This is a genomic window from Anaerococcus sp. mt242, assembly GCF_016798225.1.
In the GTDB taxonomy this organism is placed as follows: Bacteria; Bacillota; Clostridia; order Tissierellales; family Peptoniphilaceae; genus Anaerococcus.
In genome coordinates this window covers 122,186-137,580 of the sequence record NZ_JAEUYX010000001.1, presented here as the reverse complement: position 1 = coordinate 137,580, position 15,395 = coordinate 122,186, and the positions used below count along the sequence as shown (strand labels likewise).

Here is a 15,395-nt window from a genome sequence, read left to right as displayed (position 1 = left end):
ATGATACTGGCCGATAAAATTATAAGTTTAAGAAAAAAAGAAGGAATGACTCAAGAAGATTTGGCTATCCAAATCGGTGTAAGCCGACAGTCAGTTTCAAAGTGGGAAAGCTCTATGGCTATGCCTGATCTGGATAAGATTATAAAGCTTTCAAAAATATTTTCTGTAAGCACAGATTTTTTACTTGATGATGATCTAGGTATGGAGCAAATAATAGTAGACGAAAAGGTAGAAGATACTTCTAAGCTCGTAGATCTAGATTTACTCAATCAATATTACGGTGCATATGAAAAAATAGCTAGGCTTATATCCCTTGCAACCATTCTTGTCATAATTTCACCTATAGCTTATATGACCCTAGATAATATTAATGAAAGTTTAGGTGTTATTATATTTTTGGCACTGATTGCTTTAGCAGTAGGGCTATTTATAAATTCTGGCTTTGCTACTAGTAAGTTTGAGTTTATAGAAAAGGAACCTTACAATTTTTCTTATGGAGTTGAAGGTGTTATTAAGAAAAATTTAGATGAATACCAACCAATACTTAAAAGAAATATAATCCTAGCAATCGCAATATTTATCCTATCCCCAGCAGTTTATGTATTAGCGATAAATGCAGGGGTAACAAACAATATTCCTGTCTACTTATTTTTGATACTTACTGCTATAGGCGCAAGCCTTATGGGATATAGTATGATAAAATATTCATCATATAGGGATATATTAAAATATAGGGATCCAAAAATCCAGAAAAAAGAAGGAAAGATTGGTAAGATATCAGGTGTGCTTTGGATAACAGCCATTGGTGTTTTCTTTATATACAGCTTTTGGACTGGAAATTGGCAAGCTAGCTGGATAATATTTGTAATTGCTAGCTTTTTGCAAGTTATAATCGCTATGGTACTTGAATAAGAACAATAAAAAGGGGACAAGTATCTACTCGCCCCCCTTTTTATTTAAAATTATTTTTTAAATCTTCTAGTTACCCAGTTATCAGTGGAATAGTTTAAGATATTTCTCTTATAAACTCTTTCTCCAAATTTATAAACTAATAATATAGTTATTATAAGGATAATTATTGAAATCAATCCCTCTGTTAGGCTTGCATAACCATTTAAAAGTCTTAGCGGCATAAAGAATGTTGATGCTAGTGGTATATAGCTTAGGACTTGTGTTAGCATAATATCCCCTCTTTTTTGGAGATTGATAGCTAGGAAAAATAGTATTACTGTTACGAAAACAAGTGGTGTTCCCATTTTTCCTGCATCTTCTACCTTAGTTGCAAAAGAACCTAACATCCCTGCTATTACTAAGAAAATAAATATTCCTAATATAAATAGTAATACTATCTCTGCAATCATCCCGTATGATTCGGGTGTCAATGCAAAGTTTAAATCTAGGTTATCAAAAAGCCCCTTTGATTTTGCAATAAAGTATCCTATTATGGCAAATATTACATAGGTGAAAATTTGTACAAATACTGCAATAAAGTTACCCAGCATCTTGCCTGCAAAATAATCACCAGGTTTTACAGATGAGAATATAAATTCAATCATCTTTGTACCTTTTTCTGTGGCAATCTCAGCTAGTACAAGGTTTACAAAGCTCATTAATACCATGTACATTAAGAATATTAATACAAAGTATATGGCTTGGCCAATAAATTTATTTTCAGATTTTTCATCTGTTATTTGGTTAATTAGAGGTGTTTTTGCTAAGATTTGTGCCTGATTTTGATCTAAGCCAGCATTTTTACTATTTAATTGATTTTGGATATTATTTATTATTTCTTGAAATCTTAGGATTTCTACCATAGAGGCATCAGCTTCATTAAAGTCAGCAATTATCTGCCCATTTTCTTCCCTGACTTTGGCATATGAAGAAATTTCCTTTTCTTCAACCAATGTTTCAAGCTCATCTTCGTTTACAAATTTATATTTATCATCATCAAAATAAGTTTTTAAATCTTCACTAGCAACAATACCCATATGGCTATCTTCAGGTGCTGCAGCAAAGTAACCAGCAAGACCACTTATAACTCCAAATACAACTGGCAGTAAGATCATAGCCCAAAATGTACCGGATTTCAGGTGATTTTTGAGGGTTTCTTGCATTACAATTTTTATTCTACTCATGACTTTCCACCACCTTTGCAAAGATTTCATTAAGGTTTGGAGCAGCTTGGCTAAATTGAGATACAAAACCAATATTTTTATTTATATCTTCATAAATGGCTTTGCTATCTTCTGGATTATTTAAATAAATATTCCATAAGTCTCCAGATTTAGTATAAGACTTTACTTTTCCATCGATTATTGGAAGTAAATCTTTATCAGTTTCTACAAGGACTTTTTCTCTTGGGAAGGTATTTCTAATCTCTGTTGGTGTACCATTTAGGACAATTTTCCCATTTTTAATCATCACAAGTTTATTACAAAGGGCTTCCACATTTTCCATATTATGAGATGAAAATAATATTGTCATGCCCATCTCATTTAGCTCTTTGATGATGTCTTCTAAAAGTCTGATATTGTAAGGGTCAAGTCCAGAAAGTGGCTCATCTAGGATTACAAATTCTGGTTTATAGATAATAGCTGCCAATAGTTGGACTTTTTGTTGGTTCCCCTTTGATAGGGATTTGATTTTGTCAGTTAGTTTTCCCTTTATTTCGAACCTATCAAACCATCTTTTTAACTCCTCATCTGGGATGCGGTTCATTTGGTTTAATTTTGCAAAGTATCTGATTTCTTCTTCGATAGTCTTTTTTGGTGAAAGTGATCTTTCTTCAGGCAAGAATCCAATTTTTTCAAGTGGAACACTCTTTATAGGTCTTCCCTCATATGTAATGGATCCTTCGTAATCATCAAAAAAGTTCATTATCGATCTAAATAGTGTCGACTTTCCTGCACCGTTTTGACCGATTACACCAAACACATCGCCTTTATCAACCTTAAATGAAACATCATCTAGTGCTTTAAGGCTTCCAAAGGATTTTGATACATTTTTAATCTCAATCATAGGAATTCCTTTCTATTTTTTATAATCAAATAGATTATATCACATTTTAGAATTATTTTATATATTTACAAAATAATAAACTATAAAAAATAGCCATAAAAAAACTGGTACTAATTTGTACCAGTTAATATTTATTCAAGTTCTAAATCAGAAAGATCTCCTTCAAGAAGTTTATTGATATCTTTTACACCCATATCGTGAAGCAAGTCTTCAATCTCAGCATTGTTGGAATCAATTTCAGTAATTAAATCTTCAATTTCTTGATCATTCATATCATTTGTATTTGTATTTTCCTCCCCAGGAATAGATCCTGGTAGGTCGATTACAAAATCATTGCCATCGCCAGTTGAAAAACTAACTGGTCTGCCGTTTTTGTTTGTATCTACCTTGTTATCTCTTTTTTCTTCTAAACTCATTTTTTGCTCCTAATTTTTATTTTCATTTAAAATTTTCTTTAAATACTTACCTGTATAAGACTTTTTATTTTTTGCTATCTCTTCTGGAGTGCCACAGCCTACTAGAGTACCACCGCCATCTCCACCTTCAGGGCCAAGATCTATTAGGTAATCAGAAACTTTTATCACATCTAAGTTGTGCTCAATTACAACTACTGTGTTGTTTTGATCAACTAGTCTGTTTAAAACATCGATTAGTTTATGCACATCTGCCATATGAAGACCTGTTGTTGGCTCATCTAGTATATAAAGTGTTTGGCCTGTACCAACTTTTGCAAGTTCTGTGGCAAGTTTTACCCTTTGGGCCTCCCCACCAGATAATTCTGTGGATGGTTGGCCAATTTTTATATATCCAAGTCCTACATCATATAAGGTTTGAAGTTTTCTAACAATTGGAGGGTGGTTTGCAAAAAATTCTATGCCTTCTTCCACTGTCATATCTAAAACTTCTGATATATCCTTACCCTTATATTTTACCTCCAGAGTTTCTCTGTTGTAGCGTTTGCCATGGCAAACTTCACATGGGACATAAACATCAGGTAGGAACATCATATCAACTTTTATAGTTCCATCACCCTTACAAGCTTCACAACGTCCACCCTTTACATTAAAGGAAAATCTTCCCTTTGTATATCCTTTCATTTTTGCTTCATTTGTCATTGCAAAAACATCACGGATATTATCAAAAACTTTTGTGTAAGTTGCAGGGTTTGAACGAGGTGTACGGCCTATTGGCGATTGATCAATGGCTATTACCTTATCGATTTGGTCTAGGCCTAGGATTTCGTCATGTTTTCCTGGACGGACCTTGGTTTTATTTAATTTTTTAGTTACAGATTTGTATAAGATCTCATTTACTAGTGACGATTTACCAGATCCTGATACCCCAGTTACTGATGTAAGAACACCTATTGGGATTTTTACATCTACATTTTTTAGGTTATTTTCACTAGCTCCTTTTATTTCGATAAATTTATCGCTAGTTCTGCGCTCAGCTGGGATTGGGATATGTTTTCTGCCTGATAGATAGTCTCCGGTTATGGATTCTTTTGATTTTATAATATCATCAACAGATCCCTTTGCAACTACCTTACCACCATTAACACCTGCTTTTGGACCAATATCCACTATAAAATCTGCTTCACGGATGGTATCTTCATCGTGTTCTACAACTATTAATGTATTTCCAATATCTGTGAGATTTCTAAGGGAAGTTATCAATTTGTCATTGTCTCTTTGATGAAGACCTATGGATGGTTCATCTAATACATAGCAAACTCCAACTAAACCTGATCCGATTTGAGTAGCAAGACGGATACGTTGACTTTCTCCCCCGGATAAGGTTGATGCGGAACGGCTTAGTGTTAAATATCCAAGACCCACATCATATAAAAATTTAAGACGGGACTCTATTTCTCTTATAATAAGCTCTGCAATATTTGCTTTCATTTCTGATAATTCTAGATCTTTAAAGAATTTTACAGAGTTTTCTACGGATAATTTTGTAAGGTCGGCTATATTTGTCTGATCAACCTTGATTGATAAAACTTCTGGTTTTAGCCTATCGCCATGACAGGTTTTACACTCTTCCTCACCCATAAACTCTCTAAATCTTTTTCTTTGGGTTTCAGAATTTGTTCTTTCGTACCTATCTGCAAGGTTAGTAACTGCACCTTCGAATTTGCCCTTGTATCTTTTTCTCCCAGAAAATCTTGAGTCAAATACAAAAGATAAGTCATAATTTGTTCCATAAAGTATATCATCAACCATTTCTTTTGGTGCATTTTTGATAGGCTCATCATAGGAAAAATCATAATGATCAGCTATGGCACGGATGGTTTCATAATAATAAGAATCTTTGGCAGAGCCACTATAAGCATCTACCGCATCTTGGTTAATGGATAAATTTAAATCTGGAATTACAAGTTCCGGGTCAATTTGTAAGTGAAAACCAAGTCCATTACAATCAGGACACATACCAAGGGGCGCGTTAAATGAAAACATATTTGGTGTAATTTCAGGAAGTGAAACGTGGCCATCTGGACAAGCAAGTTTACTACTTAGCATGAAAGGCTCGCCATCAATTACATCTATCAAAATTATTCCATCTGCAAGGCCTAGGGCTGTTTCTAGGGAATCAGTTAATCTTGATTCTATGCCTTCTTTTATTACAATCCTATCTACAATGATTGAAATGTCGTGTTTTTTAGTTTTTGAAAGCTCTATATCTTCTTCCAAGTCGTGGCGTTCGCCGTCTATTACAACCCTTACAAAACCTTGTTTTTGGATGTTTTCTAGGGCTTTTTTGTGTTGTCCTTTTTTGCTGCGTATCATTGGGGCAAGGATTTGGATTCTTGTTTTTTCAGGTAATTCTAGGATTTTATCCACCATTTGGTCGATTGATTGGACCTCGATTTTTTTGCCACAAACTGGGCAATATGCATCCCCAATCCTTGCATATAAAAGTCTATAATAATCATAAATCTCAGTAACTGTTGCTACTGTAGATCTAGGGTTTCTATTTGTGGTTTTTTGGTCGATTGATATAGAAGGAGAAAGTCCCTCTATGCTATCCACATCTGGTTTGTCAACATTGCCCAAAAATTGTCTGGCATATGATGATAGACTTTCTACATAGCGCCTTTGCCCTTCTGCATAAATAGTGTCAAAGGCTAAAGTGGACTTTCCTGATCCGGAAAGCCCTGTAAAAACTATCATTTCATCGCGTGGCAGGGTGATGTCGACATTTTTTAAATTGTTGGTGCGGGCACCTTTTATAACTATGTCGTGTTCAGTCAAATTATGCTCCTACGAAATTTTCTTTCATATGTTTAATCTGATCGCGGATGTTTGCAGCTCTCTCAAAGTCTAGCTCTTCTGCAGCCTTATACATCTGACTTTCAAGATTAATTATTATTGTATCTATATCTTCTCTATTAAATTCTTCTATTTCAGCTTCTTCAGCTGCTTTTGTAACTTGGATCATTTCCCCGATATTTTTTCTAATAGTTTGTGGGGTGATGTTATGCTCTTCGTTAAATTTCATTTGGATGTCACGGCGGCGGGCTGTTTCATCCATAGCTTTTTTCATCGATTTTGTAATGTTATCCCCATACATGATTACATGGCCCTCGCTATTTCTAGCTGCACGACCGATAGTTTGGATAAGCGATGTTTCCGAGCGTAAAAATCCTTCCTTATCTGCATCAAGGATTGCAATTAGACTTACTTCTGGTATATCAAGACCCTCTCTTAAAAGGTTGATACCTACTAATACGTCAAATTCTCCCAAACGCAATTCACGGATGATTTCAGATCTTTCAATAGTTTTAATATCTGAGTGCAGATATTTTACCTTGATACCATTTTCTGTAAGATAGGTAGTTAAGTCCTCGGCCATTTTTTTGGTTAAGGTTGTAACCAAGGTCCTGTCGCCTTTTTCTGTTGTCTTATAGATTTCTTCAATCAAGTTATCTATTTGATTTTCAGTTGGTCTTACTTCAACTATTGGGTCAAGTAGTCCTGTTGGACGAATAATTTGCTCAACCAATTCTCCACCAGTTTTATCCAGCTCATATGGGCCTGGAGTTGCAGAAACATAAATGGCTTGGTTTACTAAAGACTCAAACTCATTAAATTTTAAAGGTCTATTATCAAGGGCTGATGGCAATCTAAAACCATAATCAACTAGGTTTTGCTTACGAGCCCTGTCCCCTTCATACATACCCCCAACTTGAGGAATGGATACGTGGGATTCATCGACCATTATTACAAAATCTTTTGGGAAATAATCGATTAATGTGTATGGTCTACTGCCCGCTGGCCTTTGACTAAGATGTCTAGAGTAGTTTTCAATGCCTGAACAAAAACCAATTTCTTTTAGCATTTCTATATCATATCTAGTTCTTTGTTCTAGCCTTTGGGCTTCTAATAATTTATTATTTTCGTTAAAATATTTTAATTGTTCTTCTAGCTCCTGCTCAATAGTCACAATAGCACGTTCTGTTTTCTCACTAGTTGTTGCATAGTGGCTGGCAGGGTAAATGTAGGCGTGGGATAATTTTGCAGTTACTTTTCCTGTTAATGAGTCAAATTCAGATATTTCCTCGATTTCATCTCCAAAAAACTCAAAACGAATTGCCTTTTGGTCAAAACCTGCTGGAAATACATCAAGGATGTCTCCACGTTTTCTAAAAGTACCCCTATCAAAGTCAATATCATTTCTCACATATTGAACATCGATAAGTTTTCTCATAACTTCTTCTGGAGCAATTTCTTGACCAGGCCTTAGTGAAACTACAAGTTCCTTATAATCTATCGGATCTCCCAAACCATAAATACAAGAAACAGATGCAACAATTATTACATCGCGGCGTTCAAATAGTGCCATTGTTGCTGAGTGGCGCATCTTATCAATCTCATCATTTATTGATGAGTCTTTTGCAATATAAGTATCAGTAGCTGCAACATATGCTTCTGGTTGGTAATAATCGTAATAAGAAACGAAATACTCCACAGCATTATCTGGGAAAAATTCTTTAAATTCTGTAAAAAGCTGATAGGCCAAGGTCTTATTGTGAGCTAAAACCAAGGTTGGCCTTTGGACTTCTTCTATTATATTTGCCATGGTGAAAGTCTTACCAGATCCTGTAACACCACGGAGGATTTGATGTTTTTTGCCCTGATTTATACCATTTGCAAGGGTTTTGATAGCCTCAGGTTGGTCACCCTTTGGCTTATAATCAGAATTTATTTTAAATTTTTGCAAAGATTTATCCTTTCTTAAATAAAAAGGCTAAAATTTAATTTCGCCTTTAAAAATTTATATATGATAGGCCAGTTTTTTTGACTAACTCTGACCTTTATTTTAATGTCTCTTTCTAATAAAATATACTATTTTTAGGTGGAAATTCAATTGAATATAGGATTAAGTATTTAGAATACAATTTTCTTTAATTTATCTACTGTTTTAAAATATTAAAATTTAATTATAAATATAGCTCGTATTTTAAAGATGTTGTTTAAATAAATTAAACGGGTATATTAATAAAACAATTTCATTAAGGAGGGTATTATGAAATTTAAAAACTTAAAATTAGGAGCATCAGCTATCGCACTAGCAACTGTACTAACAGCTTGTGGTGGAGAGAATGCTCAACAAGCTAAAGAAGACGCAAAAGATGCTGCAAACAACACAGAAGCAGCAGTAACAGAAGAGGTTGATAAAACAAAAGAAAATGTAGAAGAAAAAATCGATGACCTAAAAACAGGTATTGAGGAAAAAGAATTTGCAATAAGCCTTGATGATGCTGTAGCAAAATTTAAAGAAACTTTTACAGAAGAAGGCATTGAAATTTCATCAGTAGAACTTGACGAAGAAGATGGAAAATATGCTTATGACATCCAAGGATTCAAAGAAAATAAAGAATTTGAAGCAAAATTTGATGCTGAAAGCGGCGAAGTATTAGCCCAAGAAGAAGAAAATGACGATGATAATGATGATTCAGACGATGATGTAGCAATCGATTTTGAAAAAATCATCTCTCCAAAAGAAGCAATGGAAAAAGCCTTAGAAAACAACAAAGGATACGTAAAATCATACGAAATTGACCACAATGATGATGGAAAATTAGTATATGAAATAGATGTTGAAGATGGAGATGATGTTGAACTAGATGCTGAAACTGGAGACATCATTCACAAATAATTATAAAAATTTAAGGACCTTTAAAGGTCCTTTTTTATTTATTACATTGATTTATAATCAGTGCCACGTCTACTATAAATATAAAGTCCAAGCCCTATAAGAAATACAAAAAATCCTAAGCCACCTCTTTTATTAAAGAACATAAAGACGGATAAAATTAGTAAAGCCAGGCCAATTATACTTTCTATTTTATTTTTTCTCATAACAATTTCCCCAATTAAAATATGTACAAAAAACCTCCCAATTACGGGAGATTTCATTTTTTAAAATTATCTAGGCACGTAGTTTGTGTCTTTTTCTGATTTTTTACCAAATGCGTAAATAGCTACACCGATTAATAGTACGAAAAAGCCCTTGCCTCCTCTGCTGTCAAAAAACATATATACTGAAAATAGCATAGCAATGATTCCTATAATTTTTGCAATTTTTCCTGTTTCCATAATAATTCCTTTCTTAATTTTATTTAATAAAATTATACCCGAAATAAAAAAATCCCCCCAGGGGGAGATTTTTTAAGCTAATAATTATTACGAGTGTTGTTAGTTTCATCCGTCTTAAAGGCAAATACTAAAAATACAATACCTACAATTGCACTGATAATTGTAAAAGGTATCTCATTTCTTGTGTAAGAAAGAATTGCAACAACAATCCATATTAATCCTATGATGATTCTTAAAACTTTTCTATTCATTATTTACTCCTTAAATCATTACAAAGACTACAAAAGCCAAGATAAAAACAACTGCACCCAATATGTACTTTCTTGGAGACTTCCAAACCGCCATTGTGGTTTTCTTGCCTACAATAGGATATTTATTTTCCATAAAATATGCTACAAGTGTATCAATAATTGTAAAAGCTATCAGGCTTATAACAAGTTTTGCTGGCATCTGACCTTGATTTGCTAATAAAATTATTAAATGTACAAAAGCAAAGTATATGAATAAGACTTTTATATAATCCTTATCCAAGGATTTGTTTGATTTTGGCAGCATTTTTTTATATGTAGCAATGCCAATATCCGTAGAAAAAATTGTAAGCAAGGGGGTATTTACCGTTGCGATTGCTAGGGCAAGTGGGATTTTAATTGCACCCGGCATCATTAAAGAAACAAATATTATCATTAAAATAATACCCACGGTGTTAATCAAATATACATTTTCTGCTAGGATAAATTTTAAAAAGTAATTAGACACTTTGTATTTGCTAATTGATCCCATTTCTTCTTGAGAAAATATAGCTTGATTTAGGTAAAAGTTGCTTAAAATTATTATTAATATAAAAATAGTTAGGATTGAAAACAAGGTCTTTATTCCTATATTTAAATCAGTCTTGTAAAATAAAAACATTATTACAGCAACTGAAAGAATTAAAAGCAAGAATACCATTATTTTTTTATCTTTCCCAACATTAGTGCTAGTAGGTAAAGAGCCCAGCAAGCATATTATTGGAATTATAAGAAAAATTAAGGGATAAAATTCAGCTGGTGCCTTTAAAACATAAGCTATGACTGCAAGAGGCAAAAATTTTCTTATTATGGAATCGATAAGCAAACTTAGGATAAATGATAAATTTACATCTTTGCGCCTTACTGGCAACTGGTAATACATAAGTGTGTTTTCAGTTGATGTATAAGTTTTTGCAAAATAAAATATAGTTGTAAATAGGGCAAATGATACAAATAGTACAAGTTTTAAATCAAAATTGATACTTAGTAGATTTGGGTCCTTGTCAATTAAAAAATCCATTCCTACATATATTAAAACCAGACCTACAAAATATTTTAAGATTGTTCTTCTATCTAGCATATCCTTTAAAAAAACTTTTGTCATGGCCTACCCCTTAAAGCTTTGCAATATCTTTTCAGATGTTAGGCTGCTGTCGACCTTATTTTTTTCTGACAATTTGCCATGGTCTAGCAAAACATATGTATCGCAGGATTCAGTAATTGATTCTAAAATATGACTTGCCATAAAAATCGACCCGTATTTTTTGTAATCTTGCATAATTTTATAAAGAAATACAGATCCTTCAAAATCCAATCCATCTACTGGCTCATCTAGTATTAGCAAGGGTAATTTTAAGCCCAATGCAGCGATTATAAAAAATTTCTTTTTATTACCCATAGAAAGTTCTTTTACAGGTTTGTTTATGTACTGGGTAAAATTAAAGTTTTCTATCATATAATTTTGATATTCTTGATCAATTTCCCTATTATAAACCTTATGCAAAAATTCATTGTATTCTGGAAAGGTCCAGTATTTAAAACTATTATCTTCAGAAAACACAGCAATACGATTGAGTTTAAAATCCTCATTAGAAAAATCAATGTTTTTCCCATTAAAATTTATCCTGCTAGCATCAAATTTGGGATGGATGTCAGTAATAGTTTTTATCAAGGTGGTTTTTCCTGATCCATTGCTACCAACAAGGGCAACTATTTCATTTTCTTCTATATCAAAACTACAGCCATTCAAAATATTTTTATCAGTTTCATACCAAGATTCTAAGTTATCCACTTCCAATAATTTATTAGCCATATCAAGCCTCCTTATGTTCTTTTTTTACCCTAATTTTTCAAAATAAATTGTTTTTGACAAAATATTTTTATATAATTAAGGCAAAATAACACAAATTATATGAAAGGAGTTTTTATGCAAATTCGTGTTTTAAATGAAACTGATATAAAAAAAGTAATGGATATGAAGGCTGCTATTGAAGCTACAAAGGATGCTTTAAAAGCTTATTCAAGTGGTGGAGCAGATATTCCTCTTCGTGCAAATTTAGATGTAGCTGAGCATAACGGCCAATCTTTATATATGTATGGCTATGTGCCAAGCCAAAGTGCCTTGGGTGTGAAAATTGTTTCTGTTTATCCAGATAATATTGCTAAAAATCTCACATCTGTGCCTGCTACCATGGTTACTTTAGACAGTGAAACTGGTCAAGTAAATTCATTAATGGATGGAACCTACCTTACTCGTTTACGTACTGGTGCCATTTCAGGAGCAGCTACAGATGAGCTATCAAATCCTGATAGCAAAATATTTGCTCTTTTTGGAACAGGTGGCCAAGCAGAAACTCAACTTGAAGCAGTTTTGAATGTCCGTGATATTAAAGAAGTAAGGGTTTTTGATATTTCAAAAGATCGTGCAGAAGATTTCGCAAAGCGTATGAAAGAAAAATTTGAAGCTAGTTTTGATTTTGAAATCATGGCTGTAGGCTCTGCTGATCAGGCAATAGATAATGCAGATATTATTACATCTGTAACCACTGCCAAGGACCCTGTTTTTGATGGCCAAAAGGTAAAGAAAGGCTGCCATATAAATGGTGTTGGTTCCTATACTCCAGAAATGAGCGAAATACCAGAATATATAATTACAAATTCCGATAAAATATATGTAGATACCTTTGATGGTGCAGTTAGTGAATCTGGGGATTTTATAAAGCCAATCAAAAAAGGTATTTTTGATGCAGATAAGGATATTACAGGAGAACTTGGTGAAAAACTATTAGGTGAAATAGCCGGTCGTGAAAGTGCTGAGGAAATCACATTTTTTGAAACAACTGGATCAGCAGTTTTAGACCTAGTTGTTGGACAAAAAATCTTAGAAGAAGCAGAAGATAAAAATATTGGACAAATTATTGAAATGTGAGAAATATAGCCTAGATTAGCTAGGCTTTTTTAAGTTGACTTTATATGTATATATGATATAATGCTCATATGAACACATGTTCAAATTTAGTAAGGAGGTAACATGGATGAATCGATAAAAAGTGCGAGACTTGAGGATATAATGGAGCTCTCAGACCTATTTAAGGTTTTTGCAGACTCTACTAGACTTAGGATACTCCACAAGCTATTTAATGGTCCTATAAGTGTAGGGGTCATTGCTGATGCTCTTGATATGAGCCAATCAGCTATTAGCCACCAGCTTAAGTATCTAAAGGATAGTAACTTAGTAAAATCAGAAAGAAATGGCAAGTCTATATATTATTCACTTGCCGATGATCATATAAAGACAATTTTTAAAACAGGATTAGAACATATTAAAGAATAGGAGAATATAATGAAAGTAAAATACAAAGTAGAAAGTGATGACCTATGTCCAAATTGTGCAGCAAAGATTGAAGAGGCTGTTAAGAAAATTGATGGAGTGAATGATGCTAACCTATCATTCCTAACTTTGAAGCTAAAGATGGAATTAGCTGATGGTGCTGATGAAGATGCTATCTTTGATGAGGCTAATAGACTTGCTGATAAACTTGAGCCAGGGACTGTCTTAGTGAGGTAGGACATGTTTGAGTCTATGACAGATGCTCACAAAAAGGAGCTGAGTAAACTTATAGCTATAGGTATTTTTACTGCTATATTAGCAGTATTAAGGAATAATATAGGTGAAAGTATATGGATTGTGGGTGGGTTTTTATTAGCCTACTTGCTATCCGCATGGAATGTTTTGATAAAAGGGTTTAAGGGAATCATCCGTGGCCAGGCCATGGATGAGAACTTACTTTTGACTATAGCATCCATATCAGCCTTTCTCTTGGGACAACAGATAGAAGCTATAGCTGTAATACTTTTTTATAATTTTGGTGATTTATTTGAAAATATAGCAAGCCATAAGTCCCGCCAAAACATAGAAGGACTCCTAGACTTAGTGCCTGATGTGGCCAATAAGGTAAACCCAGATGGTTCTACTACAGAAATCGACCTAGATGATGTAGAAGTAGGAGATATCCTCCTGGTTCGTGATGGTGAGAAAATTGGTGTGGATGGTGTCGTTATAGAAGGTCACGGCCTCCTTGATACATCCTCTGTCACTGGAGAATCCATGCCAGTAGAAGCCGAAGTAGGGTCTGAGATTATATCTTCATCCCTTCTTACTGAGGGTATTATCAAGATGGAAGCTAAGAAAGAATTTGATGATTCTGTTGCAGCAAAGATTATGGAGATTATAGAAGACTCCGCAGAAAGTAAATCTCAAAGTGAAAAAATGGTAACAAAATTTGCCAGAATCTATACCCCAATTGTTGTAGCTATTGCGCTTATAGTAGCTATCATCCCTCCCCTATTTTTTGGAGGAGATTGGTATGACTCTATATTCTTGGCAGCTACATTTTTAGTAATATCATGCCCATGTGCCCTAGTACTATCGGTCCCACTAAGCTTTATGTCAGGCCTTGGCCTAGCTAGTGAAAATGGCATCCTTATAAAAGGAAGCCAGTATTTTGAAGGACTAAACAATGCCAAAGTCCTATTATCCGACAAAACCGGAACCCTCACTACAGGGAATTTCAAAGTAAAAGATATAGAATATTTTACTGACCATGATAGGGAAAAAATCCTCGATTATATATACAATATCGAGCTAATGAGTACCCATCCTATCGCAAAAGGGATAGTAGAAAGTCTAGACCGTGATGAAAAACATGATTTGTTTGAAGAAGTGACCAATGAAAAGGGCCTTGGTGTAAGAGCTAATAGCAAGGATGGCGACCTAATCAAGATAGGTTCTGCTAGATTTATTGGCTATGATGGAGAAGAAAATGACAGGGCAATCTATGTATCTATAGATGACAAGCTTGCTGCAAAAGTAATAATCGAAGATGAAATCAAAGACCAATCATTCGAAACTATAGAAGATCTTCACAAGCATTTTGAAAATATAGCTGTAGTATCAGGCGATGGCAAAAATGCAGTTGAAGAAACAGCCAAAGAACTTGGCCTAGATGACTACTACGCAGAAGTCATGCCAGACCAGAAGCTAGAAATTATGAAAGGCTACCAAGATAAAGGACTTCCTACAGTCTTTGTAGGAGATGGTATCAACGACGCCCCAGTCCTTACCAATGCAGATGTTGGTATATCAATGGGAGAAACAGCATCTGACCTTGCTATAGAATCATCCGATATACTCGTAGTTAACGGAGAGTTTAGAGAGATGAGCAAGCTAATGAAAATCTCAGACCTTACCAATAGAACAGTAAGGCAAAACGTGATTTTCATAATGGCTGTCAAAATAGGAATCCTAATAGCAGGACTACTAGGATATGCAAATATGTGGGCAGCAATATTTGGAGATGTTGGAGTTACAATAATAGCAGTCCTATGGGCAATGAGGATATTGAAGAAAAAAGTTTAAAAATATTTTATATAATTATATAATAAAATAATTTGTTTATTCTAATTTTTTACTTCGATTCGGGGGATA

General features: G+C 33.9%; 16 protein-coding genes. 6 read left to right on the top strand and 10 right to left on the bottom strand.

Features of this window, described 5'->3' with window-relative positions; translation table 11 throughout:
* On the top strand, positions 1-912 hold the full coding sequence (locus JNO63_RS00775) for a helix-turn-helix domain-containing protein (protein ID WP_203126298.1): 912 nt from the start codon (positions 1-3) through the stop codon (positions 910-912).
* A 50-nt stretch (positions 913-962) separates the two neighbouring features.
* Here the strand turns inward: JNO63_RS00775 and JNO63_RS00770 are convergent, their stop codons facing one another.
* From JNO63_RS00770 to uvrB, 5 genes are all read right to left on the bottom strand, one after another.
* Positions 963-2,135, bottom strand: coding sequence for an ABC transporter permease (locus JNO63_RS00770; RefSeq protein ID WP_203126295.1), 1,173 nt, complete (start codon positions 2,133-2,135; stop codon positions 963-965).
* The gene (locus JNO63_RS00765; RefSeq protein WP_203126293.1) at positions 2,128-3,018 is read right to left on the bottom strand and encodes an ABC transporter ATP-binding protein; all 891 of its coding nucleotides are present in this window, start codon (positions 3,016-3,018) and stop codon (positions 2,128-2,130) included. Before JNO63_RS00765 ends, JNO63_RS00770 begins: the two co-directional genes overlap by 8 nt.
* A 131-nt stretch (positions 3,019-3,149) precedes the next feature.
* Positions 3,150-3,434, bottom strand: a complete 285-nt coding sequence (locus JNO63_RS00760; RefSeq protein ID WP_203126291.1) for a hypothetical protein — start codon at positions 3,432-3,434, stop codon at positions 3,150-3,152.
* A 9-nt stretch (positions 3,435-3,443) separates the two neighbouring features.
* Positions 3,444-6,272, bottom strand: coding sequence for an excinuclease ABC subunit UvrA (gene uvrA / locus JNO63_RS00755; protein WP_203126289.1), 2,829 nt, complete (start codon positions 6,270-6,272; stop codon positions 3,444-3,446).
* 1 nt (position 6,273) lies between these two features.
* Positions 6,274-8,241, bottom strand: coding sequence for an excinuclease ABC subunit UvrB (gene uvrB, locus JNO63_RS00750; RefSeq protein ID WP_203126288.1), 1,968 nt, complete (start codon positions 8,239-8,241; stop codon positions 6,274-6,276).
* Positions 8,242-8,547: 306 nt separating this feature from the next.
* On the opposite strand from uvrB, the gene JNO63_RS00745 reads away from it, so the two are divergent.
* On the top strand, positions 8,548-9,180 hold the full coding sequence (locus JNO63_RS00745; RefSeq protein WP_203126286.1) for a PepSY domain-containing protein: 633 nt from the start codon (positions 8,548-8,550) through the stop codon (positions 9,178-9,180).
* Between the two features lie 41 nt (positions 9,181-9,221).
* Here the strand turns inward: JNO63_RS00745 and JNO63_RS00740 are convergent, their stop codons facing one another.
* The 5 genes from JNO63_RS00740 to JNO63_RS00720 form a co-directional block, all read right to left on the bottom strand.
* Positions 9,222-9,383, bottom strand: a complete 162-nt coding sequence (locus JNO63_RS00740; RefSeq protein ID WP_203126284.1) for a hypothetical protein — start codon at positions 9,381-9,383, stop codon at positions 9,222-9,224.
* A gap of 66 nt (positions 9,384-9,449) precedes the next feature.
* Positions 9,450-9,620 carry a hypothetical protein gene (locus JNO63_RS00735; protein WP_203126281.1) on the bottom strand — a complete coding sequence of 57 codons (171 nt, stop codon included), beginning with the start codon at positions 9,618-9,620 and terminating at the stop codon, positions 9,450-9,452.
* Between the two features lie 77 nt (positions 9,621-9,697).
* Positions 9,698-9,871, bottom strand: a complete 174-nt coding sequence (locus JNO63_RS00730; RefSeq protein WP_203126279.1) for a hypothetical protein — start codon at positions 9,869-9,871, stop codon at positions 9,698-9,700.
* Between the two features lie 10 nt (positions 9,872-9,881).
* The gene (locus JNO63_RS00725; RefSeq protein WP_203126277.1) at positions 9,882-11,012 is read right to left on the bottom strand and encodes a hypothetical protein; all 1,131 of its coding nucleotides are present in this window, start codon (positions 11,010-11,012) and stop codon (positions 9,882-9,884) included.
* A 3-nt stretch (positions 11,013-11,015) separates the two neighbouring features.
* Positions 11,016-11,720 (bottom strand): ATP-binding cassette domain-containing protein, encoded by a 705-nt coding sequence (locus JNO63_RS00720; protein ID WP_203126275.1) that lies wholly within the window; start codon positions 11,718-11,720, stop codon positions 11,016-11,018.
* A 114-nt stretch (positions 11,721-11,834) separates the two neighbouring features.
* Between JNO63_RS00720 and JNO63_RS00715 the strand changes: the two genes are divergently transcribed.
* The 4 genes from JNO63_RS00715 to JNO63_RS00700 all read left to right on the top strand — a co-directional run bounded on the left by JNO63_RS00715 (position 11,835) and on the right by JNO63_RS00700 (position 15,326).
* A complete protein-coding gene (locus JNO63_RS00715) occupies positions 11,835-12,836 on the top strand; it encodes an ornithine cyclodeaminase family protein (RefSeq protein WP_203126273.1) in 1,002 nt (333 codons plus the stop codon).
* A gap of 102 nt (positions 12,837-12,938) precedes the next feature.
* Positions 12,939-13,241 carry an ArsR/SmtB family transcription factor gene (locus JNO63_RS00710; protein WP_203126271.1) on the top strand — a complete coding sequence of 101 codons (303 nt, stop codon included), beginning with the start codon at positions 12,939-12,941 and terminating at the stop codon, positions 13,239-13,241.
* A 9-nt stretch (positions 13,242-13,250) separates the two neighbouring features.
* A complete protein-coding gene (locus JNO63_RS00705; RefSeq protein WP_004812500.1) occupies positions 13,251-13,475 on the top strand; it encodes a cation transporter in 225 nt (74 codons plus the stop codon).
* 3 nt (positions 13,476-13,478) lie between these two features.
* Complete coding sequence (locus tag JNO63_RS00700; RefSeq protein WP_203126269.1) at positions 13,479-15,326, top strand: heavy metal translocating P-type ATPase; 1,848 nt, start codon at positions 13,479-13,481, stop codon at positions 15,324-15,326.
* Positions 15,327-15,395: the final 69 nt, after the last annotated feature.